Raw genomic sequence first — 21,249 nt, 5'->3', positions numbered from 1 at the left:
TTATTCACTTATGGAAAAAGAAGTTAAGAGTCTTAGAAAACAGCAAAATATTCTTTTACATCTTATGAAGCATCATTTTGATTTATACATGGGATACACAGCAAAGTACCTTTCTATAAAATGGGAAATTATAAGACTAGAAAGAGAAAGAAAAGAAGAAAAGTAATTTATTCACTCGGTTAAATTTCAATCAAATGGATAGAACTAATTAAACAAAACTCACAATCTAAATTTAAAAACTAATGAATGATGCAAAATATTACAGAGAAAAATATACTAATAATGTTTTCTACTGCAAACAACTTGGAACTATAATAAGAATACAGACAGGTAAATACGCTTGTATTGAAATAGTAAATGATACCTTTCTTAATAGTAAGCCATTCGAAGAAGTAACAGAAAAACACTATAAAACTTTCTTAAGGACAGCTTTTGAACAACTTACCGAAGCTCATGAAGCTATAAACGAGATTGAGGAAAAAGGAGCTTTTGCAGGAACGCCCCCAAGTCTACGCTCAACAATGGAATTACAACCCTATTGTAATGAATTTTGTAATAAACTGATAGAAGAAACAGAAAAGATTGAAAAGGCTTTAGAGTGGCAAAGAAAACTAGCTGAAATTTGTATCGATTTGTTCCAACAAAGAAGAAATATTTTTACTGTTTTGGACGACTTCTATACCAACTTTGACAATTTAGATGATGATTGTGATAAGAAGGAAATAGAAACGGTTGTGAGGATTCTAATTAACAGAATAAAGCAAAATAAAAAAATAGCAAATGAAAACGAAAAACAAGATTTAGTAAGTGAAACGTTAGGTGATTTACCTTTCTAACAAAGCCAAACACGCCCTAGACACCTAGAAAACCCTATTTATTTAGTGAAGTAATAGACTTACTGTAAAAAGTAAGGTTGTAAATTAATGCCTAATTTTTAAGAAAAATGCCAAATAAGAAAAAAGACAGCATCAAAAAAAATGCTTCTGAATTACAAAAAGAATTGCAACAATTATCAGATTTTTTATTCAAAGATGAAAATATGAATCTGATTGAAAAATTAGAATTAGAACACTATTTAAGTATCGATTCTATGATATGTAGTTCTTTAGATTTAATAGAAACAATCAATCAAAAACTAGACTAAATGGAATTATTACACGAAGCCCACGCAATTTTAAACTACTTCTATGTTTTTCTAAAAAACACGGATTTACTAACGATAAGCATTTTAGATGCTATCAAAGTATTAATAGCTTTTTTTGTTTTTATCAAAATAGGAAAAGCACTTTCTAACCTATTTACTCCAAGGAAAAAATGACATTATTAGATATATTTTTCATAACCGTTTTCACTTTGGGAACGGTCTATTTACTCAGACTAAAAAAACAATACGATGCAAAAAACTAAAATAGAAGTTCCTCAGATTGTTAGAAAATATCTAGGTCAAGACTTAATAGACTTTCTGACAAATTATATAATAATATCTCTAAAAGAGAGAGAATATACAGTAAGAAGTATCAAAATAGTAATTATAGATATTTCAAATCTTGTATTTGAAGTAGTCATTTTTGCAGCAAAAAAATGCCATGTCGAAGAGATGCTATACCGTAAAAACGGATCATTCTTAGATATAAAATTAAAGTCTGTTCGTAGTGCTGATGATTTGTTAATAGGACAATTGACAACTCAAATAAGTAAAGGAAGATTGGAAAATCTATATTTTGATTATATCAAATTTCCTCCATTTAAAAAATATTTCAAAACACCTACTAAAAAGTATTACAAATGAAAACAGAACAGATAATATACAAAGACGGTAAGGCAAACACAAGCATCAGGACTTTAGCAGAATACTTGCCGAATATTCTACTTATAAAAGCATTTGTTTTGAGAGTAGCAATATTTGCACTAATAAGCACTTACCTAGTTTCTCAATTCTTAGAAGTCAGTACTTTATTAGGTATTTTAGTTTTTGTAATTGTACTGATTTTAGAAAGTACATTTACTATGTTTAGTGTGGTAACAGCTCGTTTTTTTAATGCAAAAATGAATTATCATGGCGCATTTTTTTTGACAGTTTCTATAATTGGTTTAGCCTTTACTATCCTAAAAGGTGTCGATTATGTAGCTAGTTTGAAACTAGAAACAAAACTAGAAACAACATTAAACGGACTACTTTTTTTTACTTCTCTTTTGGCTTTTGTATGTTCAGAAGCAGGCGCATTTATGATGTTTAAGTTTCCAAACGAAACAAAAAATGAACAGCAGAAACAAGAAACAGAAACAAATGAGAAACAAGAAACAGCAGAAACAGAACAGAAACAGGCTGTTTCAGAGGAGCAAAAAGAGTACACATACACGCCAAAAGAATTAAATAGAATTTCTGAAAAGGAATGTTACGACGAAAAAGGGGAGGTTTACGACCTCACAACATCAAAAAAATACTTCCATATCTACAAAAACAGAACAGGCGAAAACAACGAAAAACAAGCCTTTTTCTATAATTACATTATTTGGTTTTTGGAAAGTGAAAGAAACGATGTAACAGAAGTAAACCCAAATGAAAAGCCTGAAGAATATTTTGAAACCTCAATCACACCGAAACAGCAACCGAAACAGAACGGACATAAAATAAATGGTGTGAAACAACCCTCTTTAAATTTTTAATTATGAAAAAACAACAGATAACAGAAGAAAGAACTTTATCAAAATTTGATATTCTTTCAATTATTGCCTTTGTCTTTTTTCTTGTTTTGCTTCCTATTTCTGTAACAAATTACAGAATCTATTTAGAGAATAGAAACAAAGAAACAGCAGCAGAAACAGAAACAGAAAAACCAAAACAGCCGAAAAAGTCAAAAACAGAGTTCATATTATTTCACTATAAACAGTCTGAAAGTTATGAATAAGAATGCAAAATACAGGAGTGAAAAGGAAAGAGCAGAATTCTTTAAATATCAATGTTTTCTTTTGCATAAAGAAAATATAGCATTGAAAGAAGAAAATACAAGGCTCAAAAAACAGCTACAGGAAGAAGCGAAAACAACGAACGAACCACAACCCCAGTAAATCAAATCAAAATTATTTATTCATTCAGGACCTACCAAGGTTTTTAATTTTGGTAGGGCTGTAAAATACTGTCTATTATGAAAGATGAAAAAGATAAAAAGGAAGTTTTGACAGAGTACGAAAAAGAAATGCAAGAACTTTATAAGTTCAATAAAATGCCTGAAATCGTATCTATTAAAATCTATCTAAATAAAACGTATGATTTTCGTTACAACATAATAAACAACGAAATTCAGATAAAGAAAAAGAACACAGAAGAAAGCGAATTTGAAGATGTCGCATTTGCAGACTTATTTTGTGAATTGCTAGAAAAAGGTTTTAAAATTACAGACCAGTTACTCACTGTTATTTTACAAAGTTCATTTGTTGAAAAGGTAGATTTTTTTGAAAAATATTTTGAGGATTTAGAGTGGAACGGTAACGACGAAATACAAAAACTAGCTAGTTACGTAAATGTAAAAGAACATGACAAAGAACGCTTTTACACACAGTTTAGAAAGTTTTTAGTTAGGAGCGTTGCTTGTAGTCTTGATGCAGGTTATTTTAACAAGCAATGTTTGACTATAATAGGAAAGCAGAACGACGGTAAGAGTACATTTTGTGAGTTTCTAGCACCTCCATTTTTAGCCGAGTTTCTGCAGCGTGGTTTAAATGGAGATGGTAAAGACCAACAAATTACACTTACAAACAATTTTATAATCAATCTTGACGAACTAGCCACTTTTGGAAAGTTTGAGCTAAACAGTTTAAAAAGTATGTTTTCTCAGGCTTACGTAAAAGTGCGCCCACCTTTCGGCAAAAAAGCAATAAGAGCGCAAAGGAGAGCTAATTTTGTAGCCAGTACAAACGAAAAAGATTTTCTAACAGATCCAACAGGTAGCGTAAGATGGCTATGTTTTGAGATTGATAGTATCAACTTTGCATATTCTAAAGAAGTAGATATAAATCAAGTTTGGGCGCAAGCATACAGTTATTATAAAAAACAAGGAGCGCAAAAGTTTGAAATGACAAGAGAGGAAATACAAGAAAACGAGAGAGCAAATAAACAATTCTCTAATAACAGTATAGAAGAGGATTTACTACAAAAGTATTTTACACCAAGCACAAAGACAGAACCAACAGCCGAATTTTTTACAGCTACAGATTTTCTAACAACTCTACACGAGTTAGAGCCAACTATCAGGCTTAAAAAAGTTCCAGTAGGAAAAGCAGCAATTTCTTTAAATTTCGAAAGAACAAAAAAAGCAGGTATCTATGGCTATTATGCTACTCGTAGATTTGGAACAGAAACCGAGCAGGAAGAACAGGAGCAAAAGCCACTAACCAAAGAAGAGAAAAAAGAACTATCAAAAAAGAACGGACAAAAACAGAAATACGGACAAAAGGAATTTGACATTAACAAAGTGCCATACACAACAAAAACGACATTTTAATATGAATAATTTACTAATTTCCTTTAGTGGAGGTCGTACAAGCGCACTAATGACAAAGTTGATTTTGTCTTTGCCTACCTATCAAGATTTTAATATAGTTACAGTTTTTGCAAACACAGGAAAGGAAAAAGAAGAAACTTTATTATTTGTAGAAAAATGTAATAAAGAATTTAACTTAAATTTATTTTGGTTAGAAGCAAAAGTAAATCCTATTAAGGGAAAAGGCACGAGCTACATAATTACAGACTTTGAAAAGGCAAGCAGAAAAGGCGAACCATTCGAAGCTGTAATAAAGAAATACGGTTTGCCTTCAAAATTAGTAAGGCATTGTACAAGAGAATTAAAACAAACAACTATCAATAAATTTGCAAAAGACTATTTTAAAGGCGAACCCTATAAAACAGCCATAGGGATAAGAGCAGATGAAAGTCACAGGATAAAACAAGATTCTAATTTTATATATCCTTTGTTTGATTTTGGAATAACAGAAAAACAAGTTAGGCAATTTTGGGAGCTGCAAAGTTTTGATTTAGAATTAAAAGATTATGAGGGGAATTGTGATTTGTGTTTTTTAAAAAGTAAACGTAAACGAATGACAATTTTAAAAGAAAATCCTTTGCTTTCTGAATGGTGGTATAAAATGGAAAACAAATATCAAAACGGTTATCAAACTAAATTTGATGCTCTTAATGATTTATCAATTTTAGAATTAAAAGAACTATCAAAAACTAAATTTAGAAAGGTTTTAGATAAACACGACAGCGCAAACCCTCAATTATTCGAATTAGATTTTGATATTGAATTTGACTGTTTTTGCAAAAATACTTAAATCATCTTACCCACTTACCCATCAACTTACCCAAACTTTGAAAAACAAACAAAAGGATTTTATCATAAAATCTTTTTTTTGTACAACGTTTTAGAATTCTTTGTAAAAACTTAATTCCTTCTTACCTACCTACCCAAATAAAAAAAAATACTCTTATAGCTTATTAGAGTAGATTATTAAAAAAAAATAATTAAAAAGATAGGGTAAGTAAGGGTAACTTAGGGTAAGAAGCTAAAAAATAGGGTAGGTAGGTAAGTAGAAAAGGAGGTTTTAGTTTTAAATAAATTATTTAGCTTTTAGCGAAAAGAAAAAAATCAAATCAAAATGACAACAGGCACAGCAAAAAACATTCTTTGCATAGATATTTTAAAAAAAGTAAATGCAGTTTACAGTCATAGTACTAACAAAGATTATTATTATTTTGCGCCAACACGAAGCGAAAAAACAGCATCTTTTGGAGTACATAAAACAAAGAATCTGTTTTATGATTACGCAGAACAAACAGGAGGTAATAGTATATCTTTAGTAATGCTTATTCAGAATTGTAGCTTTAATAAAGCTATGATTTGGTTAAAAGAAAATTTTAGTTATTACGAACCAAGCCAAGCTCCAATAAAATCAAATCAAAATTTTTCTTTTCGCCAAAAATCAAATCAGACTTATACAATTAAAAAAACACAGGATTTACAAAACCTCGCTTTATTGGATTATGTAAAAAGCAGAAAGATAAATTTAGACTTTGCTAAAAAATATTGTAAAGAAATTTATTATCAAGTCAGTAATAAAAATCTTTTTGGAGTAGCATTTGGAAACGATGCACAAGGATTTGAAGTAAGCAGAAAAAAATACAACGAAAAAGACAGATACAATAAAATTTGTATTGGAACAAAAGACATAACTACTATACTGCATTCTGAAAACAAAACAGATTTTTCAATCTTTGAAGGATTTTTTGATTTTTTGGCAGCGTGTACATACTTTAAAACAGATATAAAAACTAGTGTAATAGTCCTTAACTCTGTAAGTAATTACGATAATTGTATAAATAAATTACGAGAAGAGAACTCTAAAAAATTGTATCTATTCCTAGACAATGACAGAGCAGGAACAGAAACAAAAGAGAAGTTTTTAAGTATAGAAAGTATTGAAATTATAGACTGTTCACACGTTTATAAAGGAGCTAAAGACTTCAACGAATTCATAGGCTATACATAGTAGCTTTATAGGTAGGTTTTTCTAAGGTTTCAACAAGGTATAATACAAGGTTATAAGCTGCAAAGGCACTTTTGCAGTTTTTACTTCTATCAAAAAAAAGGTTTTTATAAGGTTTTTGCAAGGTTTTTTATTTTTTCATCATCACTCAACTTTACAATTATGAAAGAAATACCGTTTAATAATTTAAATATTTTAGAAGAAAAAGTATTACTTAGATTTGAATTAGACTCAGATTTGTATTTAGATAAATTGAAATTCTTAAGTAAATGCAATGAGAAAGTAAGCAAAACTAAAATAGAAGTTCCTCATGAATTTTTAATTGATACTTATTCTATTGTACTAAAATCAAAAAAAATAAGAATAATTGTTTACTCTCTATAATAAAAAAACGCTTTATAAATACATCTATAAAGCGTTTTTTTTCGTATCTTTATATAATGTAACAGCTTAATTTACTTATACTTATATGGAGAAAATACACTTTATCACAGCAAAAGATGTTTCAATATTATTCGACTGTAAAATATCTCAGGCACATGTGAAAATACAGTTAGTAAAACAGAATTTAAAATTGAGGATAAACAGAAAAATAACTTTAATTGAACTATGTGAAGCATACGATTTAGATTATATAAGAGCTAAAAACACACTTCTTTTTTGATTATTAATTATGAAAAGTAATGATTACTAATGAAAAACTATCTTTTCTGAAAATGTAGTTTTTTTTTGTTCGTAAGTTTGAAATATATAAAGCAGCCAAAAGGTTTGTAAAATTCATTTCTAACTTAAATTTACGAAAGTGAAAAACTATCTATTTTCAATTTTATTCATACTAGTTAGCTTTATAGCTTTTTCTAGTTTTGAATATTCTTCTATAACAGAAGACAACCAACAAACAACAGTTTGTACAACAGTAGAAGACAAAGAAACGCCAGTTTCTAACCTTGTTTTCTCTAATCCTTATTATAATCTGTACCCAAATTATGACAGTCGATCATACTTTGATGCCAAGATTTTACATAATAATAAGACCAGTTTATTTTCTTTTTCCCAAAAAATAGCAAACCGAAAACCTACAACGATAGACTTTTCGACAGATGCCAAAAACTCTATCAGGAGTAGGACAGAGAAAATACAACATACATAACTATACAGGCGCAATGCCACTAAGAACAAATAAAAAAAGCTATCTGATTTAGATAGATAGCTTTTTTTTCTTCACAAAGACAATGAAAAAGCCAAAAAAACTATTTACTCTATTTATCAGGATTAGGCAAGTAGTAAAAGCTATTCGATTTATTCAATCAAAATTCAGAAAAAAACAAAAGTTTGCAATTATGCAGGATAACGAAAATTTAGGAACAGTTCAATTAGTAGCCTTTTTTGGAAATGTTGGAACATTTGCGAATACGGTAGGAACAGCATTGGAAGACAAAAAAGTAAGTGTTCAAGAGGGTTTTACAATTGCATTTGGTTTAATGCCTTTTCTTCAAACAAATATATCTCAAACTTTCGAAGAGTTGAAAGACTTACATGAAAATGAAGTACAGGAGGTTAGCAACGCATTTGCAAAACGTTTTGATATTTCAAACGAGAAAGCTGAGGCATTTATCGAATTGTGCGTAAATGCCATTCTAGCAAACACGGCTATTTTTGTAGCAGGAAAAGATATTTTAGGACGTTAAAAGGGTAGTAGAGTGAGTAAATAAAAAAAACTAGCTAATTTATTTTAGCTAGTCTTTTTCAAAAAATTGACACGATAAAATGGCAAAAAAGAAAAAAAAGAAACTCTCTAAAAAACAGAGAAATAAAAGGATAGCAATAGGAGCAGGCGCAACGGTAACAGTTGGGATTTTGGGTTTTTTAGGCTATAAGTATTACTCTAATATAAAAAACTATTTTAAAGGCTTAAATGCAAATGGTGAAAAACTATCCTCTGTTAAAGAATTTGCAGAACTCGGACTTTCCGACAGAGAGGAAAAAGAAGTAATACAAAATGCAAGAATAGCAGTACAGAGCCTAGAAAATGCAAAAGCAGCAGGAAATACAAAACAAGCCGAAAAAATACAGCAGGATATTCAGAATATGGCAGACAGAACGTATGCAGGACAAAGAGCAGAAACAGCGTGTTTTGAGGATAAATATAAAGACTTCTATGTCTGTAAATATAATTTAAGTTTTTTAGAAAAAGCTAAAACAGGAGTTTACACAGCAGATGAAGAACAGCCTTTGCTGATTTGGAAAAACGGAGACATAGCTAAAAAATGGAAACAAGAAGGACGTTGGTAATAAAAAAAAATACAAGATGTTAAAAACGATAGCAGGAATAGGCACAGGGTTATTTACTACAGTAGCAGCCGTTTACGGTATAAATTTATATTCTCTAGTAAATAATATAGAGTTTGCTTTCTTAGGAATACAAAGAATAGTAGGAGGTTCGCAATTAGGTAATATACTAGCACCAAAATTTCTTATTGCTACACAAATTACAAACCCTTCTAAGATTACAGTTTATTTAAAAGCGATGTTCCTTACAGTTTCTGTAGAAACACAGCCTAATAAATTCGTAGAAATTGGCACTATAAACCAACCAAATTTAAATTTAGAAATACAAGGAAAACAAAACACTACATTAGGAGTCGAATTTGGAACAGATATAACACTTATAATTGGTTTAGTAGCACGTGGAGCAGTTGCAATATACAGGGCATTAACAAGTGGAAATATTCCAAAACTACGATTTACAGGAAATGTACTTGTAAATAAAATAAGAAAAAAAATAGACATCATACACGAATTTTAAGAGAAATGAGCGACCAAATAAAAGGAATTCCTATTGGCACATGGATAACTATTTTACTTCTTGTTCTTTCGGTTGGTGTTAATTATGGTGTTCTACAAAGCAATCTAAGAGTAATTGAAACGCAAATAGAGAACTTTAAAAAAGTAAGTGAAAAGGAAAGTAACAAGCAAGAAATAATACTTCGTAATATAGGAGAGCAACAAAGGTTAATAGATGCAAATGCTAACGAAATAAGGCATTTAAGAGAACTCAGAGCTTTAGAAAAAAAATAGAAACAAAATGAATAAAGGATACGCAGAATACAACGCTAAAAGAGATTTATATATCCCTTCTTATCGACAATTATCGAATTATTCGCATTTGATTAATATGTCTAAAAACGGTTTTTATGTACATTCTGCAAGCGATTTGCCTAAAACTCTAGCACGTGTAGCACAGATAGTCGAAAACGATAATAGGCAAGTTTCAAAACTAGCTCAACACCTGAAAGCAGATACTCACATACAGAGTGCGTACAACGTTTGGCACTTTCTGAAAATGAATATTAATTACAGAAAAGACACTTTAGGATTAGAAGAAATACGAGACTGTGAAAGAAGTTACTACGATAGACGTATTGGAATAGACTGTGAAGATTTTACAGTCTTTGCAGCATCTTTAATGCTGCAAATGGGTTATAAAGCAAGTATGTATGTCGTAGATTATGATAATAAAAATAACGAATACGATCACATTTTTGCAGTAACAGGCGAATACATAATCGACCCAGTTTGGTCGATTTTCAATGAAGAACCAACAAGTAAAAAAATAGAAGAAAAAACATTAAAATATGAATTTTACACCAATAGAGCAAGATAAAGGCTTAGGAGCAGTAACTGAAACAGGAACGCCCCCACAAGGAGCAGCAACAACAACAGCAGTAGTAACAACCCAAGAAAAGGAAAATAAAAGTCTTTGGGAAAAGATTAAAAACTCTAAGATTCTTACTACTGTAGCCAATACAGCAGCACAAAATTTAGTGAGTGGAGGTAATGGAGTAAATCCAGACGTTTACACAAATCTAAATCCAGTAGTACAAAATAAAAGTTGGTTTGAAAAAGACACTATTATTACAAGCGTGCCAAATTGGGTGACAGCTACAGGAGGTACATTATTAATAGTGGGTACAGTGTGGGTAGTTACAAAAGAAGAGGACACACCAAAAAAACGAAAAAGAAGATAATATGCAATTTGTACCAATACAGCAAAACAGAGGTTTAGGAGCTTTTGAAATACCAGGTCTCAAAGAATCTATGGAGCAATATTTTAAAGACAATCCGATAAACATAGACTATAACAAATGGATAAACAATTTAACGCCAGAAGAAAAGGCGCAAATTGATGAAAGAGCTAAGGAGATTGAAAAAGAAATGATAGCAGGTACTTATACTTCTTCTACTTACAATCCAGTAAAGCAGCCAGTTACAACAACAACACAACAGCCAAAAACGACAAATACAACTACTAATACTACTACTACTGTAAAACAAAGTAATACAAGTAATACGGTAGCAACACCAAAAACAGCCGAGGAAAAAAAATGGATTCCCGGGCTAGATAATTGGGTAACAGGAAGCTTGGTAGGTGTAGCAGCTATTACAATTGTAACTACTGTTATTATTGTAACAAAAAAAGATAAGCCAAAAAAGAAAAAGAAAAAATAGAATATTATGCGATTTGTACCAATACAGCAAAAAACAGGATTAGGGTTTACTTGGGATTTTTCAAGCATAAATTTAGGTTCTGGAGCTACAGGGGTAAACCCAAATGTAGATTATTTAAATTTAGATTGGGGATTGTTTGATGATAAAAAAAGACTAGAGAGAGAAGCCGAAGCTGCAAAGTTTAATAAAACTATTCTTACACAAGATGAAGAAGATAGAAAAAGACTTGCAAAAGCTCAACATGATTCAATTTTACAATTAATAGCTAAAACAAAAAGTACAGGTACACAATTCGAAAAAGACTATTATTTACCACAGTATGAAGAACAATTAGAATGTTATAGCAAAAACCTACAGGGTTTTGATTTAACTGAATGTATAACAGCAGCATACACAAAGCATCAAAACCTAAGAAATAAAATTAAAAGAGATGCAGGCTTGCAACACGAATCACAATATTCTGAAATTTATAACGAAAAAGCAGCAGAAGAAAACAAAGCAAATAAAAAAATATACATAATTGGAGGTATCCTTATAGGCACGGCAGTAATAGGAACTACAATTTATTTAGTAAACAAAGACTAAAAAAAAGATACAATAATATGCAATTCACACCAGTAAAAAGAAAAAACGGTTTAGGAGCAATAAGCCAATACACAGGCATTAAAAGAGTTTTAGAGGTAGCAATACAACAGGGTTTTTTACCGAATTCTTTTAGTGCCCTTCTTTCAAACTTTGTCTATCATGGACAACCTTTTTTAGATGCGTACAGAAAAGCAGAAGGGTTTATTTATCCTTCTAAAATTGGAGACTTGCCAAATGTAAACTGTGATTGTTTCGCTTGTAAAGATTTGTGTAATACTATTAAAGATTATAATAATTTACGTGGTAAAATTGCAGTTTTAGGGCAAGAAGAAGGAGCAATACAAAATGTACACAATGCTTTTATTGCAGCTTTCCTTTGGTTAGCAGCAAACGAATTACAAGGAACAGAATTAGCACAAGCAGAAAAATTACTAAGTCCTCTTATGCAAAATGTACCAGTAGAATTACAAAGTAAAATATTAGGAATTCCAGACACGAACATAAAATACATGCAAACAGAATATTTAGAGAAACCACCAGCCCCAACGGTTTTTATGGACGAAATGCCACAAAAGCCAGTTGGAGATGTCACAGATTTTAGAGGCTCAGAACCTTATCACAGAACAAGCACAGATAATGGTATGATGTACACAACAGGCGCACAAAGTCCATTACCTCAAAACTCTTCTGCTTCTACACAAAACTATTATGTAGTAGGCGAAGCAAAAACACCGAATCCAGAAGGTAATAATTATTGGTGGTATGTTGGAGCAGGTGGGTTAGTAATTGGTGGTATTATTACAACAGTTGTATTATTAAAACCAAAAAAGAAAAAATCTAAAAAACGAAGATAATGAGATTTACACCAATACAGCAAGAAACAGGCTTGCAGGGTGGTATTATCGACATATCTGATGTTTGTTTAACAAAAGACTGTAGAGAAAGAAAACAAGAAACAGAGATTTTAAAACAGCAAATTTTAGCAAACGCCTTGCAAACTACTGCAAACTCATTTATTGATGATACCAGTAACACATTAAAAACAGTACAATATGTAGCCATTGCCATTGGTGGAGCTGCAACAATAGGAATTTTATATTATGCTTTTCGTCCCATACCAAATACAACAAAATCAAAGTCAAAACGGACTAGGTAACATCTTCGACAAGGCAGGCTATTTTCTTAGGAATAATTCGAATGTATTTTCAGGTATTCCAGTTGTCGGGCAATTGGCAACGATTGGCGCAAGAATAAGCCAAAACAATGTAGATAGAAACAATCTAGCAAAACAAGAAGAGCAACAAAGACAATTACAACAAGAAGCAATAAAAAGAAGCATACAAACAAAACCTTCTTTTTTCGCTGAAAACAAAGAAATTATTATTGCTAGTGTCGTAGGTGTAACACTTATTACAGCAGTAATTATAGCAACAAAAAAAGACAACAAAACTAAATCAAAATCAAAACAATCAAAATAATTTTATATGTGTAAATCAAATTTTTTAGACAAAGCATATGTTTTCTTATCACAAGAAATAGCAGCAAAAAGAGTAGAAGATGAAGCTGCAAAAGCTGCAAATTCTGGACTGACAGAGTTAGTTCCATATTCTCCAGCTTTTCGCAGAATGGTAACAGGCGAATTAAACGAACTAATCGAAAGTGATGACGATTACAAAATCGGTAGACATCCTTTGCAAGGGGATACTCTAAAGACAAAAGAAGTCTTTATTGTTGGAGGTATTACAATCGGAACAGCAAACAACGCTACAGAAGTAGACCCTGAAACATTGTCTTATGTAACACCGACAGCACTAGCGTTTTTACATGGAGAGGTTGTTCTATCTGTAGCTGATAAAGTTGTTTTTGCTATGGGTATTAAAGACATTGTAAGAGAACAGGAAAAAAGCGAAACAGGCATTTTTGATTTGCGTGGAGTTATGAAACTTATCAACCCAAAAGAAAGCATTCAAATTACTGTTCGTACACCAAAAACAGTGGCTTTACCAGCAGACAGTAACTATATCGAAGTTACTCTACACGGAATCAAAACTCAAGTAAAATAATTTAGACTATGCGTGAAACAAGAAAACAAACTGTTACTATCACGCTTGCATCAGGAGCAACTGAAGGCACAATTGTCGAAGGTCAAATAAACCTCGACAAAGCCTTCGATAGAGTTGTTGGAGTGTGTGTCTATGAAAATTTTAATCCTTCTGTTCCTTATCAAATAATCTTAAAAGATGAAAAGGGAAATGTAAATGATTATGTAAACTCTTTAGACTATCAAGCAAAGCAAAGTAGTAACCACCCAGCCGAAAAATATGCACCTATTAATCTGAATGTAGATGATTCTAATATTCTGACTATTCGTGCGAAAATGTTAGGAGCAACAACAACAAATCTAAGTTTTGATTTTGTCGTACTCTTAGCCAAAGACAAACCAACAAACTGTTAAACTAATAATTAAAACGATTTTAAAAAATGCAAGTAGAGCAAACAACACTAGAAAATGTAATTGACATTATCGAAAATGAAGGTTACCCAAATGTAAAATTGTTTTTACAATATTTTGGTAAAGATTTTTCTATACTCAATTTTTTAGGAGACCATACAGCAGAAGAAGCAAAGCAGGCAGTTTTAAAAAGAGCAGCAGCCTACCCAAACGGCGCAGATTTTAAAATCGTTTTATCTCAATCAAAAACAGCTAATTCATCTAGTGTTCTCGTGTTTTTCTTTTCTACCAAAAACACCAACCAAAATACACCCACACACCAGCCACAGCCACAGGCGCAATATGTAGGTTTAGGAAGTGTCGACAATGTAGGCCTGGGAGCAGTAGAATTAGAAAGAAAAAAACGAGATGCAGACATTGAAGCACTAAAAGGAGAGTTTGCACTTCTATTAGAAAAAAACAGTTTAAAGGATCAAAGGAACAAATTCAAGGAAGAAAAAAGAGAATTTGAAAATCAACAAAGGTTCGCTTTAGCCAAAAAATTTGGTGAAGGTTTGGGAGCAGTAGCAATTCAATACGCACAAAATCACCCAGTTTTGTCAGGACTTTTGGGGCAATTAGGAACAACACAACCGACAGGACTAGGAGCAGCAACAGAAGAAGAAGAAAGTTATGATCCAAAGGAAAGTTTATTTGAAGATTTACAAGATGGTAGCATAACAATACAAGACATACAGGAAGTTTTAAATAACCTACAAAATCAAAATCAAAATGTCAATTCTGAACAAGAAGAAGAAGAAACCAACGAAGACTAAACAAGCAATAACAGAGAATACACTTGACGAACTTCTACAAACACAATTACAGTATTTGACCGAAGAAGATGCAAAGGTATTTATCAAAATGCTTAATAGTAATGTAGCTAGAGAAAGAGCATTACAGGAGCTTCACAAGAATCAATATTTATTTATTTAAAAAAACATATATCAATTATGGCGAAGAAAAAACTTAAACTTTTAGATTTACCAAAAAAACCGACTAAAAGTGCAACACCAGCGCAAAAACTTAAATTCTTAGAAAAAGAAAAAGAAGTAAATGCAGAAAACGACAGAAGAATAAAAGCTGATTTGGCTAGACAAAAAGCCGAAAAAGAATTACAAGCAAAGGTTGAAAAAGCCATAAATGCTAGAAAAAAACGTAAATAAAAATGGAAGATTTAAGCGAATTTTACGATATATTCAAAGTAAAAAAACCTAAGAAATACGAGAGTACAGGAGTAGGAAGTGTCGATAATTCGCTTAATACCTCTTCTATTTCGAAAGAAAAAAAGAACGAAGCCAAAAGGGAGCAGTACGCACAAAAAAGAGATAAACGAGTTGAAAGTCAAATTTCTGAATGTGGTGCATACTATCGTTTAATTTCTCGTATCAAAGTAGATGAAAAACGTTTTCAGAACAGAGAAAATGCTTTTTCTGAATTGTCAGCCCAACAGGTAGCCGAAAACTTCAACAAAAATTATTTTGATCCGATTGTAATTTGGGAAGACCCAACAGACAAAGAATATTATGTACTTTCAGGTCACAGCAGATATGAAGGTCTAATAAGAAGGGGAGAACTTAAAATACTTTGTAGAGAGTTTGTAGGTACAGAATCCGAAGCAATAAACTACTCTAGAGTTATAGCCAATAGAGCAAACAACAAAGAATCTTTAGTAGAAGATTTAGAGGCGTTTCGAATAGCTAGAGATGGAAACGAAAACATCAAACCTAGTAGCAAAAAGGACTTACAGCAGTCTTTTGATGATATTAATAAACTTGATGCTTATACCTATTTGAACCCTAAAGGAATGTTTATCGATGCTCTTAAATTAGATGCAGAAGGAAACGAAAACTTTAAGAAAATCAAAACTTTTAGTTTGTGGGTTGGAGAACTTAGGAAAGTTTACGACCAAATTACAAATACTCATGAAGTTGATATTTTTAATTTCTTGTATGGAGATGATGAACGTTTCAAAATCAAAAAAGATGATTTTATAAAATTGGTTCAAGAGCGTTTGGCAAAAGGACAGGATAGACTTTTTCCTGAGTGTTCGCTTGAAGGTTGTGAACCTATTAAGGATTATGAATTTCTTCCAGCACGACAGCGAAACATCACACGAGATTTAATAGATTTACAAAGTGAATTAGACGAACTAAATGAAAGGCGTGCGTCTAAAAACTGGGTTCGTAGAATCTACACAACCGAGGAAGGTTTGAGATTAGAAGAAGAAGCAAAAAAGAAAAAGGAGCAACTAAAAGCAAAACAAAGGGAACTAAGAGCAGCCGAAAAAGACGAAAAAGAAGGCGTAAAATTCGGCTTATTTGGAGTACATAAAAACCAAAAAAGAAAAAAAAGACGATGAAAAATTTTACAACACTTTTACTAGTTTCTATTGGAACAGCTGCAGTAGCAAAGGGCGTGTATGATATAATAGAACTTATTGCATTAACAAAAGAGCTAAAAACAAAAGAGTTAGAAGCACTTCGAAGAGGGCAGTATTCTGTACAAGTCGATGAAGTTACAGGGCAACGAACTATTTACTTTTACCAACATTCGAATTAAACATGGCTAATAGATTATTAAAATTTCTTTTCGTTCATTGCTCAGCAACAAAGCCGAAACACGGACACACGCACAAAGACATAATTACATGGCACGAGAAAGAATGGGGAAAGGGTGCAATAGGTTACAGAACTGTTATTGAATTAGACGGGAAACCCGTAAAGCTAAAAGCAGCAAATATAAATAATATTGTTGAACAAATAGAAATAACATGGGGCGTTAAAGGCTTCAATTCTGAATCTCATCATATTTGTTATATCGGTGGTATTGATAATAATACAGGAATGCCAGCAGATACACGTAATCAAGCACAAAAAGATACAATGGAAGAAATTATAAAATTCTACATTGAGAAAATGAGTAATGATATACTTATCGCTCCTCACTATTCGGAAGCTGTAAAGGCGTGCCCTAGTTTTCATTTACCTGACTGGTTAGAATCAATAAATATTCCTAGTAAGAACATTTATTATAAAGACAAATATAACATAGGACACTATCATAAAACAGGCGTTTGGATCTAAAAATATTATGGCAAAAAAGAAAAAAACAAAACAAGACAAAACACTCTCAAAAATTGGTGTAGGTTTTGGTGTTGCAGGTGGTTTACTTCTAACTTGGTACGGTATAAACCGTTATCAAATTTGGTTAGATAATCGTAAAATGTTAGACGGTGCAACTACAGCAATTACAGGAGGTAATGGAAATAATACAGGTATTCCAGTTTCTCAAAATGTAATTTGCAAAGGAGACAAAAAGCCTGAGGTACGTATCTTACAATCTTATTTAAAATTCGTAAAAGGTCAAGATTTGGGAGCTTACGGAGTTGATGGCGATTGGGGAACATCTACCCAAAAAGCTGTAGATAATGTATTCTCAAATAAACCTATTTGTTTTAACCAAGCAGCCGTCGATACTTTTAGAATAGCTTACCAAGGAATGTAAAATTATGGAACAAACACTAGGACAAAAATTTGTGAAATATACTCTTACGGGTTCTTTGGGTGTACTTACTTTACTTCTCACAGGAAAGGAACTTTCAAAAAGCCTAAAGAAAGCAAAGGCAAAAGGTTTAAAGTTAAGCACAGACAAGCATGTACGTTGGGCTAGTAGATTATACACAGCTTTACACAATACTAATTTTTTAGGTTTTCCAGATGAAGATGAAGAGGGAATTTATGCAATAGCTATCGAAATGTGTGAAAATGATTTTGAAATAGTATCTAAAGCATATTTAAGAACATTTGAAGAAGATTTATTTACACAATTAACATCTAAGTTAAGTAGTTCAGAATATAATATTTTTCTCAACAAACTAGCTATTTGCTAAAAAATCATGACAAGACAGGAATACATAAAATACATAGCCAACAGCGCAATAAGAGCCGTATCAGGAACAAAACTTTTTCCTTCTGTATTGATAGCTCAAGCAACTTTGGAAAGTGGAAACGGTAACTCTTCTTTGTCAAAACAGCCGTATAATAATCATTTTGGAATAAAAGCAGGAAGTACATGGAAAGGAAAGAAAGCAAGCTTTAGGACCAGGGAAGTAATTAATAATGTATCTGTTTATGTAAATGCTTATTTCCGTGTTTACGATTCTATTACAGAAAGTTTAAAAGATAGAAATTCTTTATTACTTAATAATAGTAGATACAAAAAAGTATTGCAAGCCAATACTGCAGAACAGCAAACTAGAGAATTGCAACAGGCAGGATATGCCACTGATCCAAATTACTCTACTGTTCTTATTCAAATAATAGTAGATAACAATCTAAAAAAGTACGACAGGATAGCAAAAATAAACAAAGTATTGCCTTTTGCTGCAATTCTATTTTTAGGAGCAGGCGCAACGGCATTTTATAAATTTCATAAATCTTAACTCAAACATGAGAATTTTAAAAACAATCGACAGTAGTAGTTGCCAAGACAGAAAACAAACTGTACAAAATCTACAAGAAGATATATTATACAGTATAGATTCTTTTGCAGCAGTTTTAATAAATCCTACAACAGATAAGGATTTAACAGTATTTACAGAACATGACGAAGAAATTATAAAACTTCTACCAGGGCAAACATTTAACCTAGTAAAAGAATCTACATCAAAAACATACGGAAAAATTAAAGTGTCTATTACAGATACAACAGAAACCACAACACCAACACCAACAACAACACCAACATTGGAAACAAAAACAGGAACATTTGCAGTAAGTGATATATCAATCCCACAAGTAGTCGATTTATCTGCACATTTTACAGCGAACGGAAGTTATATTACAAGGCTTAATTTAGTAAGCGCAGGCGAGAAATTTGACGAGCAATTAGGGTATGAAAACTTTGACGGCACAAGATTAAAAGAAGCTGATAGAGTTTTTACATTCGGACCTTTTAGAGCGATAGGAACATACGAATATGTAATTATACGAGTAGATACAGACACAGTAGCAGCATAAAAAAGAAAAGATTTAACAGCTACCAAAAAAGACATGCTATTTTAGTGTGTCTTTTTTTGTGTCTTATATTACACGAAATTATTTAACCAGGTGAACCTTGGTAACAGCTGAGAGCGCAGGAAGTAAAACACACTTTAAAATACATTCAAGGCAGATTAAGAAAATTAAGGGTTTTCTTATCTGTCTTTTTTTTGTGCTTTTATTTGGGAAATAGTACACCATAAAAACAAGGGGATTGTTTTGTTTATTCTGCTATGTATTTTATCAAAGTAGCTTTCGAACCATCATCAGCTATAATAACAGCGTCAAAGTCTCCAATACGGTTTCGATCTTCTTTTTTACGTATTCTAGTTATTAGTTTGTCAACTGTTGCCCTTATAGAGTATTCTCTACTAGGATTGTTTTCACTTGCAACAACTTCGTAATCGTCCAAGGGTTCGGACATTATGTAAACTGGTATTCCTTGTACTTTATCGACTCTAGCATTATAATCTTTTTTTGTTGCAAAAGAGAAAGCTAAAAGAAAAACTACTGTAATTCCTAATAAAAATATAGATACATTTTTCATATAAAATTTAGTTTATTTGAGTAAATAATTAAGTTACGAATATAGAAATTTATTTTATTCTTTCTTTCCAAATACTTGATTAATTTCTCTAGCTATACGAGTTTGACGTATCTCTACATAAGAGTTTTCAGTTATTTGTGTGTTAGAATGTCCGTACATTTTAGATATAGATTCGTTGCTTATACCTAATTCAGATAAATAATTACCGAAGGACTTTCGACCATTGTGACTTGAAATGTCCTTTTTTATTTTGGCTAAAGTACAAATACATGCTATTGCTAAATTATAATTTCCGTTCTCAAATTTTGGAATCTTATAATTATACTTTTCTAAAATTTTCTTTGCTTCTGGAAGAACAGGAATAATACATGGTTTTAATTTTCGTTTTTTGGTTTTCTTTCTTTTAATCAAAATCCATTCTTTCCATTCCAGTTTTGGAGTTTCAAAAATAGTATCTTTTGTTATTCGTGTCAATTCTGCAAAAGCAACACCAGTATAACACTGTAGTAGAAAGCCGTCTTTTGCCTTTTGTACGTGTGGAGCTTGTTTACTAATATCTACATCAGCAAATCTTTTTATTTCCTTAGCAGTCAGATAAACCAAATCAACAGGAAGCCTTTTAATAGAATGTTCGACAGGAACAGAAACAATATATTTTTTTTTCTTTCCAAACTTAAAAACTTCTCTTAATTGTGAAAGGACCTTTTCAGCGTGATTATGCCCTCCCTTGTATTTTTTAATATAACTTTCTAATTCCATAGCTATACCATCATTCCAAGAGTTCGCATTTAGATATTTTGTCTTTGTAAAAGTTACAAAATCTCTAATATTATTTAGTTTTGATTTGTAAGATTTGAAAGTTGAGTATTCTAAATCTGTACCTACTCTACTTTCTAAATAGTCTTGCCACTCTTGAATAAGAACCAAAAACGAAGTATAAGCCGTTTCTTTATTTTTCCAAACTTCATTGAATAATTGCCTTAATGTATGTGGATTGTGTTTTTGAAGTATTAAAAGCTCTTCATGTCTTTGCTCAAATAAAGCTCTTAATTCTGTAATACGTGCATTGTCAGCCGTATTATTTTTTGTCCGTTCTTTTTGTTTATCCCAGTTTTCAGGTGTACAACGCATTCCAGTTACAAACTCTACTCTTTTTTGATTTGTACTTGATAGCTTACAAGTAATAGAATTATTTCGAATAAAGAACCAAATCTTTAAGCGCATTTTTTTTAAACATAAATAATTTTAAGATTTAATGAAATAAATAAAAAATGTACACTAGTGATAATAAGTGTATCATATAGTGTACATCTTGAATAAAATTACTTCATTCTATAAAAAAAGGCTATACATATTAAAATATATAGCCTTTTCAGTTTCTAAAACCTTACTTAATCTCTTTATTTATCCTATTTGTGGACCATATTGGATTCGAACCAATGACCCCTACCTTGTCGAGGTAGTGCTCTAAACCAACTGAGCTAATAGTCCTTTTTGCTCTACTTTTCACTTCTTAACAACCTTTACAATAA

The 21,249-nt window shown here is 31.5% G+C and carries 37 protein-coding genes and 1 tRNA gene; 35 read left to right on the top strand and 3 right to left on the bottom strand.

The features are described 5' to 3' along the window. The first annotated feature begins 10 nt into the window (after positions 1-10). The 35 genes from V9L05_RS08775 to V9L05_RS08605 all read left to right on the top strand — a co-directional run bounded on the left by V9L05_RS08775 (position 11) and on the right by V9L05_RS08605 (position 19,149). Complete coding sequence (locus V9L05_RS08775; RefSeq protein WP_338815179.1) at positions 11-166, top strand: hypothetical protein; 156 nt, start codon at positions 11-13, stop codon at positions 164-166. A 76-nt stretch (positions 167-242) separates the two neighbouring features. Next, a complete protein-coding gene (locus tag V9L05_RS08770) occupies positions 243-836 on the top strand; it encodes a hypothetical protein (RefSeq protein WP_338815178.1) in 594 nt (197 codons plus the stop codon). Between the two features lie 107 nt (positions 837-943). Continuing rightward, entirely contained in the window at positions 944-1,144 is a 201-nt protein-coding gene (locus V9L05_RS08765; protein ID WP_338815177.1) for a hypothetical protein, read from the top strand. Between the two features lie 249 nt (positions 1,145-1,393). Beyond that, positions 1,394-1,789 (top strand): hypothetical protein, encoded by a 396-nt coding sequence (locus V9L05_RS08760; protein ID WP_338815176.1) that lies wholly within the window; start codon positions 1,394-1,396, stop codon positions 1,787-1,789. Continuing rightward, positions 1,786-2,667 carry a hypothetical protein gene (locus V9L05_RS08755; protein WP_338815175.1) on the top strand — a complete coding sequence of 294 codons (882 nt, stop codon included), beginning with the start codon at positions 1,786-1,788 and terminating at the stop codon, positions 2,665-2,667. Before V9L05_RS08760 ends, V9L05_RS08755 begins: the two co-directional genes overlap by 4 nt. A 2-nt stretch (positions 2,668-2,669) precedes the next feature. Next, positions 2,670-2,909 (top strand): hypothetical protein, encoded by a 240-nt coding sequence (locus V9L05_RS08750; protein WP_338815174.1) that lies wholly within the window; start codon positions 2,670-2,672, stop codon positions 2,907-2,909. Further along, the gene (locus tag V9L05_RS08745; RefSeq protein ID WP_338815173.1) at positions 2,902-3,069 is read left to right on the top strand and encodes a hypothetical protein; all 168 of its coding nucleotides are present in this window, start codon (positions 2,902-2,904) and stop codon (positions 3,067-3,069) included. The genes V9L05_RS08750 and V9L05_RS08745 overlap by 8 nt, the downstream gene beginning before the upstream one ends. Positions 3,070-3,146: 77 nt before the next feature. Further along, positions 3,147-4,502 (top strand): VapE domain-containing protein, encoded by a 1,356-nt coding sequence (locus V9L05_RS08740; protein WP_338815172.1) that lies wholly within the window; start codon positions 3,147-3,149, stop codon positions 4,500-4,502. A 1-nt stretch (position 4,503) separates the two neighbouring features. Then, positions 4,504-5,331, top strand: a complete 828-nt coding sequence (locus V9L05_RS08735; RefSeq protein WP_338815171.1) for a phosphoadenosine phosphosulfate reductase family protein — start codon at positions 4,504-4,506, stop codon at positions 5,329-5,331. A 324-nt stretch (positions 5,332-5,655) separates the two neighbouring features. Beyond that, positions 5,656-6,546, top strand: coding sequence for a toprim domain-containing protein (locus V9L05_RS08730; RefSeq protein WP_338815170.1), 891 nt, complete (start codon positions 5,656-5,658; stop codon positions 6,544-6,546). A 159-nt stretch (positions 6,547-6,705) separates the two neighbouring features. Further along, on the top strand, positions 6,706-6,927 hold the full coding sequence (locus V9L05_RS08725) for a hypothetical protein (protein WP_338815169.1): 222 nt from the start codon (positions 6,706-6,708) through the stop codon (positions 6,925-6,927). 418 nt (positions 6,928-7,345) lie between these two features. Then, positions 7,346-7,693 (top strand): hypothetical protein, encoded by a 348-nt coding sequence (locus V9L05_RS08720; protein WP_338815168.1) that lies wholly within the window; start codon positions 7,346-7,348, stop codon positions 7,691-7,693. Between the two features lie 82 nt (positions 7,694-7,775). Next, positions 7,776-8,231 (top strand): hypothetical protein, encoded by a 456-nt coding sequence (locus V9L05_RS08715; RefSeq protein WP_338815167.1) that lies wholly within the window; start codon positions 7,776-7,778, stop codon positions 8,229-8,231. Positions 8,232-8,310: 79 nt separating this feature from the next. After that, positions 8,311-8,835, top strand: coding sequence for a hypothetical protein (locus V9L05_RS08710; protein ID WP_338815166.1), 525 nt, complete (start codon positions 8,311-8,313; stop codon positions 8,833-8,835). Between the two features lie 16 nt (positions 8,836-8,851). Next, the gene (locus V9L05_RS08705; protein ID WP_338815165.1) at positions 8,852-9,349 is read left to right on the top strand and encodes a hypothetical protein; all 498 of its coding nucleotides are present in this window, start codon (positions 8,852-8,854) and stop codon (positions 9,347-9,349) included. A gap of 5 nt (positions 9,350-9,354) precedes the next feature. Further along, complete coding sequence (locus tag V9L05_RS08700; RefSeq protein ID WP_338815164.1) at positions 9,355-9,621, top strand: hypothetical protein; 267 nt, start codon at positions 9,355-9,357, stop codon at positions 9,619-9,621. A gap of 7 nt (positions 9,622-9,628) precedes the next feature. Continuing rightward, entirely contained in the window at positions 9,629-10,207 is a 579-nt protein-coding gene (locus V9L05_RS08695; RefSeq protein ID WP_338815163.1) for a transglutaminase-like domain-containing protein, read from the top strand. Beyond that, on the top strand, positions 10,179-10,571 hold the full coding sequence (locus V9L05_RS08690) for a hypothetical protein (RefSeq protein WP_338815162.1): 393 nt from the start codon (positions 10,179-10,181) through the stop codon (positions 10,569-10,571). Before V9L05_RS08695 ends, V9L05_RS08690 begins: the two co-directional genes overlap by 29 nt. A 1-nt stretch (position 10,572) precedes the next feature. Beyond that, on the top strand, positions 10,573-11,052 hold the full coding sequence (locus tag V9L05_RS08685) for a hypothetical protein (protein ID WP_338815161.1): 480 nt from the start codon (positions 10,573-10,575) through the stop codon (positions 11,050-11,052). A 6-nt stretch (positions 11,053-11,058) separates the two neighbouring features. Beyond that, positions 11,059-11,637: a hypothetical protein gene (locus V9L05_RS08680; RefSeq protein WP_338815160.1), complete on the top strand. Its 579-nt coding sequence runs from the start codon at positions 11,059-11,061 to the stop codon at positions 11,635-11,637. 17 nt (positions 11,638-11,654) lie between these two features. Further along, on the top strand, positions 11,655-12,491 hold the full coding sequence (locus V9L05_RS08675; RefSeq protein WP_338815158.1) for a hypothetical protein: 837 nt from the start codon (positions 11,655-11,657) through the stop codon (positions 12,489-12,491). Continuing rightward, positions 12,491-12,793, top strand: a complete 303-nt coding sequence (locus V9L05_RS08670; protein WP_338815157.1) for a hypothetical protein — start codon at positions 12,491-12,493, stop codon at positions 12,791-12,793. The genes V9L05_RS08675 and V9L05_RS08670 overlap by 1 nt, the downstream gene beginning before the upstream one ends. Next, entirely contained in the window at positions 12,738-13,115 is a 378-nt protein-coding gene (locus V9L05_RS08665) for a hypothetical protein (protein WP_338815156.1), read from the top strand. Before V9L05_RS08670 ends, V9L05_RS08665 begins: the two co-directional genes overlap by 56 nt. Positions 13,116-13,121: 6 nt before the next feature. Then, positions 13,122-13,700: a hypothetical protein gene (locus V9L05_RS08660; RefSeq protein WP_338815155.1), complete on the top strand. Its 579-nt coding sequence runs from the start codon at positions 13,122-13,124 to the stop codon at positions 13,698-13,700. A gap of 8 nt (positions 13,701-13,708) precedes the next feature. Continuing rightward, a complete protein-coding gene (locus V9L05_RS08655; protein WP_338815154.1) occupies positions 13,709-14,092 on the top strand; it encodes a hypothetical protein in 384 nt (127 codons plus the stop codon). Between the two features lie 26 nt (positions 14,093-14,118). After that, positions 14,119-14,904, top strand: a complete 786-nt coding sequence (locus V9L05_RS08650) for a hypothetical protein (protein WP_338815153.1) — start codon at positions 14,119-14,121, stop codon at positions 14,902-14,904. Beyond that, positions 14,861-15,064: a hypothetical protein gene (locus V9L05_RS08645; RefSeq protein WP_338815152.1), complete on the top strand. Its 204-nt coding sequence runs from the start codon at positions 14,861-14,863 to the stop codon at positions 15,062-15,064. Before V9L05_RS08650 ends, V9L05_RS08645 begins: the two co-directional genes overlap by 44 nt. Before the next feature lie 17 nt (positions 15,065-15,081). Then, a complete protein-coding gene (locus V9L05_RS08640; protein ID WP_338815151.1) occupies positions 15,082-15,294 on the top strand; it encodes a hypothetical protein in 213 nt (70 codons plus the stop codon). Positions 15,295-15,296: 2 nt separating this feature from the next. Continuing rightward, on the top strand, positions 15,297-16,490 hold the full coding sequence (locus V9L05_RS08635) for a hypothetical protein (protein WP_338815150.1): 1,194 nt from the start codon (positions 15,297-15,299) through the stop codon (positions 16,488-16,490). After that, complete coding sequence (locus tag V9L05_RS08630; RefSeq protein WP_338815149.1) at positions 16,487-16,690, top strand: hypothetical protein; 204 nt, start codon at positions 16,487-16,489, stop codon at positions 16,688-16,690. The genes V9L05_RS08635 and V9L05_RS08630 overlap by 4 nt, the downstream gene beginning before the upstream one ends. A gap of 2 nt (positions 16,691-16,692) precedes the next feature. Next, positions 16,693-17,214, top strand: coding sequence for a hypothetical protein (locus tag V9L05_RS08625; protein WP_338815148.1), 522 nt, complete (start codon positions 16,693-16,695; stop codon positions 17,212-17,214). Between the two features lie 7 nt (positions 17,215-17,221). Continuing rightward, complete coding sequence (locus V9L05_RS08620) at positions 17,222-17,635, top strand: hypothetical protein (protein ID WP_338815147.1); 414 nt, start codon at positions 17,222-17,224, stop codon at positions 17,633-17,635. Between the two features lie 4 nt (positions 17,636-17,639). After that, entirely contained in the window at positions 17,640-18,020 is a 381-nt protein-coding gene (locus V9L05_RS08615) for a hypothetical protein (RefSeq protein ID WP_338815146.1), read from the top strand. Between the two features lie 6 nt (positions 18,021-18,026). Beyond that, positions 18,027-18,572, top strand: a complete 546-nt coding sequence (locus tag V9L05_RS08610) for a glucosaminidase domain-containing protein (RefSeq protein ID WP_338815145.1) — start codon at positions 18,027-18,029, stop codon at positions 18,570-18,572. Between the two features lie 7 nt (positions 18,573-18,579). After that, positions 18,580-19,149, top strand: coding sequence for a hypothetical protein (locus tag V9L05_RS08605; protein ID WP_338815144.1), 570 nt, complete (start codon positions 18,580-18,582; stop codon positions 19,147-19,149). A gap of 244 nt (positions 19,150-19,393) precedes the next feature. Here V9L05_RS08605 and V9L05_RS08600 read toward each other — a convergent pair whose 3' ends face one another. The 3 genes from V9L05_RS08600 to V9L05_RS08590 all read right to left on the bottom strand — a co-directional run bounded on the left by V9L05_RS08600 (position 19,394) and on the right by V9L05_RS08590 (position 21,208). Next, positions 19,394-19,717, bottom strand: coding sequence for a hypothetical protein (locus tag V9L05_RS08600; protein ID WP_338815143.1), 324 nt, complete (start codon positions 19,715-19,717; stop codon positions 19,394-19,396). Between the two features lie 54 nt (positions 19,718-19,771). Then, positions 19,772-20,941 carry a tyrosine-type recombinase/integrase gene (locus tag V9L05_RS08595; protein ID WP_338815142.1) on the bottom strand — a complete coding sequence of 390 codons (1,170 nt, stop codon included), beginning with the start codon at positions 20,939-20,941 and terminating at the stop codon, positions 19,772-19,774. Between the two features lie 192 nt (positions 20,942-21,133). Next, positions 21,134-21,208, bottom strand: a tRNA-Val gene (locus V9L05_RS08590). Positions 21,209-21,249: the final 41 nt, after the last annotated feature.

It is taken from the genome of Bernardetia sp. Wsw4-3y2 (genome assembly GCF_037126295.1).
Taxonomy (GTDB): Bacteria; Bacteroidota; Bacteroidia; order Cytophagales; family Bernardetiaceae; genus Bernardetia.
Note: the sequence above shows the minus strand (reverse complement) of the source record. Positions and strands in the feature narration are given on the sequence as shown.

Excerpts from the sequence above, each read along its gene's own strand:
- V9L05_RS08775 (WP_338815179.1), top strand. The coding sequence starts at position 11 with ATGGAAAAAGAAGTTAAGAGTCTTAGAAAACAGCAAAATATTCTTTTA.
- V9L05_RS08770 (WP_338815178.1), top strand. The coding sequence starts at position 243 with ATGAATGATGCAAAATATTACAGAGAAAAATATACTAATAATGTTTTC.
- V9L05_RS08765 (WP_338815177.1), top strand. The coding sequence starts at position 944 with ATGCCAAATAAGAAAAAAGACAGCATCAAAAAAAATGCTTCTGAATTA.
- V9L05_RS08760 (WP_338815176.1), top strand. The coding sequence starts at position 1,394 with ATGCAAAAAACTAAAATAGAAGTTCCTCAGATTGTTAGAAAATATCTA.
- V9L05_RS08755 (WP_338815175.1), top strand. The coding sequence starts at position 1,786 with ATGAAAACAGAACAGATAATATACAAAGACGGTAAGGCAAACACAAGC.
- V9L05_RS08750 (WP_338815174.1), top strand. The coding sequence starts at position 2,670 with ATGAAAAAACAACAGATAACAGAAGAAAGAACTTTATCAAAATTTGAT.
- V9L05_RS08745 (WP_338815173.1), top strand. The coding sequence starts at position 2,902 with ATGAATAAGAATGCAAAATACAGGAGTGAAAAGGAAAGAGCAGAATTC.
- V9L05_RS08740 (WP_338815172.1), top strand. The coding sequence starts at position 3,147 with ATGAAAGATGAAAAAGATAAAAAGGAAGTTTTGACAGAGTACGAAAAA.
- V9L05_RS08735 (WP_338815171.1), top strand. The coding sequence starts at position 4,504 with ATGAATAATTTACTAATTTCCTTTAGTGGAGGTCGTACAAGCGCACTA.
- V9L05_RS08730 (WP_338815170.1), top strand. The coding sequence starts at position 5,656 with ATGACAACAGGCACAGCAAAAAACATTCTTTGCATAGATATTTTAAAA.
- V9L05_RS08725 (WP_338815169.1), top strand. The coding sequence starts at position 6,706 with ATGAAAGAAATACCGTTTAATAATTTAAATATTTTAGAAGAAAAAGTA.
- V9L05_RS08715 (WP_338815167.1), top strand. The coding sequence starts at position 7,776 with ATGAAAAAGCCAAAAAAACTATTTACTCTATTTATCAGGATTAGGCAA.
- V9L05_RS08710 (WP_338815166.1), top strand. The coding sequence starts at position 8,311 with ATGGCAAAAAAGAAAAAAAAGAAACTCTCTAAAAAACAGAGAAATAAA.
- V9L05_RS08705 (WP_338815165.1), top strand. The coding sequence starts at position 8,852 with ATGTTAAAAACGATAGCAGGAATAGGCACAGGGTTATTTACTACAGTA.
- V9L05_RS08700 (WP_338815164.1), top strand. The coding sequence starts at position 9,355 with ATGAGCGACCAAATAAAAGGAATTCCTATTGGCACATGGATAACTATT.
- V9L05_RS08695 (WP_338815163.1), top strand. The coding sequence starts at position 9,629 with ATGAATAAAGGATACGCAGAATACAACGCTAAAAGAGATTTATATATC.
- V9L05_RS08690 (WP_338815162.1), top strand. The coding sequence starts at position 10,179 with ATGAATTTTACACCAATAGAGCAAGATAAAGGCTTAGGAGCAGTAACT.
- V9L05_RS08685 (WP_338815161.1), top strand. The coding sequence starts at position 10,573 with ATGCAATTTGTACCAATACAGCAAAACAGAGGTTTAGGAGCTTTTGAA.
- V9L05_RS08680 (WP_338815160.1), top strand. The coding sequence starts at position 11,059 with ATGCGATTTGTACCAATACAGCAAAAAACAGGATTAGGGTTTACTTGG.
- V9L05_RS08675 (WP_338815158.1), top strand. The coding sequence starts at position 11,655 with ATGCAATTCACACCAGTAAAAAGAAAAAACGGTTTAGGAGCAATAAGC.
- V9L05_RS08670 (WP_338815157.1), top strand. The coding sequence starts at position 12,491 with ATGAGATTTACACCAATACAGCAAGAAACAGGCTTGCAGGGTGGTATT.
- V9L05_RS08665 (WP_338815156.1), top strand. The coding sequence starts at position 12,738 with ATGCTTTTCGTCCCATACCAAATACAACAAAATCAAAGTCAAAACGGA.
- V9L05_RS08660 (WP_338815155.1), top strand. The coding sequence starts at position 13,122 with ATGTGTAAATCAAATTTTTTAGACAAAGCATATGTTTTCTTATCACAA.
- V9L05_RS08655 (WP_338815154.1), top strand. The coding sequence starts at position 13,709 with ATGCGTGAAACAAGAAAACAAACTGTTACTATCACGCTTGCATCAGGA.
- V9L05_RS08650 (WP_338815153.1), top strand. The coding sequence starts at position 14,119 with ATGCAAGTAGAGCAAACAACACTAGAAAATGTAATTGACATTATCGAA.
- V9L05_RS08645 (WP_338815152.1), top strand. The coding sequence starts at position 14,861 with ATGTCAATTCTGAACAAGAAGAAGAAGAAACCAACGAAGACTAAACAA.
- V9L05_RS08640 (WP_338815151.1), top strand. The coding sequence starts at position 15,082 with ATGGCGAAGAAAAAACTTAAACTTTTAGATTTACCAAAAAAACCGACT.
- V9L05_RS08635 (WP_338815150.1), top strand. The coding sequence starts at position 15,297 with ATGGAAGATTTAAGCGAATTTTACGATATATTCAAAGTAAAAAAACCT.
- V9L05_RS08630 (WP_338815149.1), top strand. The coding sequence starts at position 16,487 with ATGAAAAATTTTACAACACTTTTACTAGTTTCTATTGGAACAGCTGCA.
- V9L05_RS08625 (WP_338815148.1), top strand. The coding sequence starts at position 16,693 with ATGGCTAATAGATTATTAAAATTTCTTTTCGTTCATTGCTCAGCAACA.
- V9L05_RS08620 (WP_338815147.1), top strand. The coding sequence starts at position 17,222 with ATGGCAAAAAAGAAAAAAACAAAACAAGACAAAACACTCTCAAAAATT.
- V9L05_RS08615 (WP_338815146.1), top strand. The coding sequence starts at position 17,640 with ATGGAACAAACACTAGGACAAAAATTTGTGAAATATACTCTTACGGGT.
- V9L05_RS08610 (WP_338815145.1), top strand. The coding sequence starts at position 18,027 with ATGACAAGACAGGAATACATAAAATACATAGCCAACAGCGCAATAAGA.
- V9L05_RS08605 (WP_338815144.1), top strand. The coding sequence starts at position 18,580 with ATGAGAATTTTAAAAACAATCGACAGTAGTAGTTGCCAAGACAGAAAA.
- V9L05_RS08600 (WP_338815143.1), bottom strand. The coding sequence starts at position 19,717 with ATGAAAAATGTATCTATATTTTTATTAGGAATTACAGTAGTTTTTCTT.
- V9L05_RS08595 (WP_338815142.1), bottom strand. The coding sequence starts at position 20,941 with ATGCGCTTAAAGATTTGGTTCTTTATTCGAAATAATTCTATTACTTGT.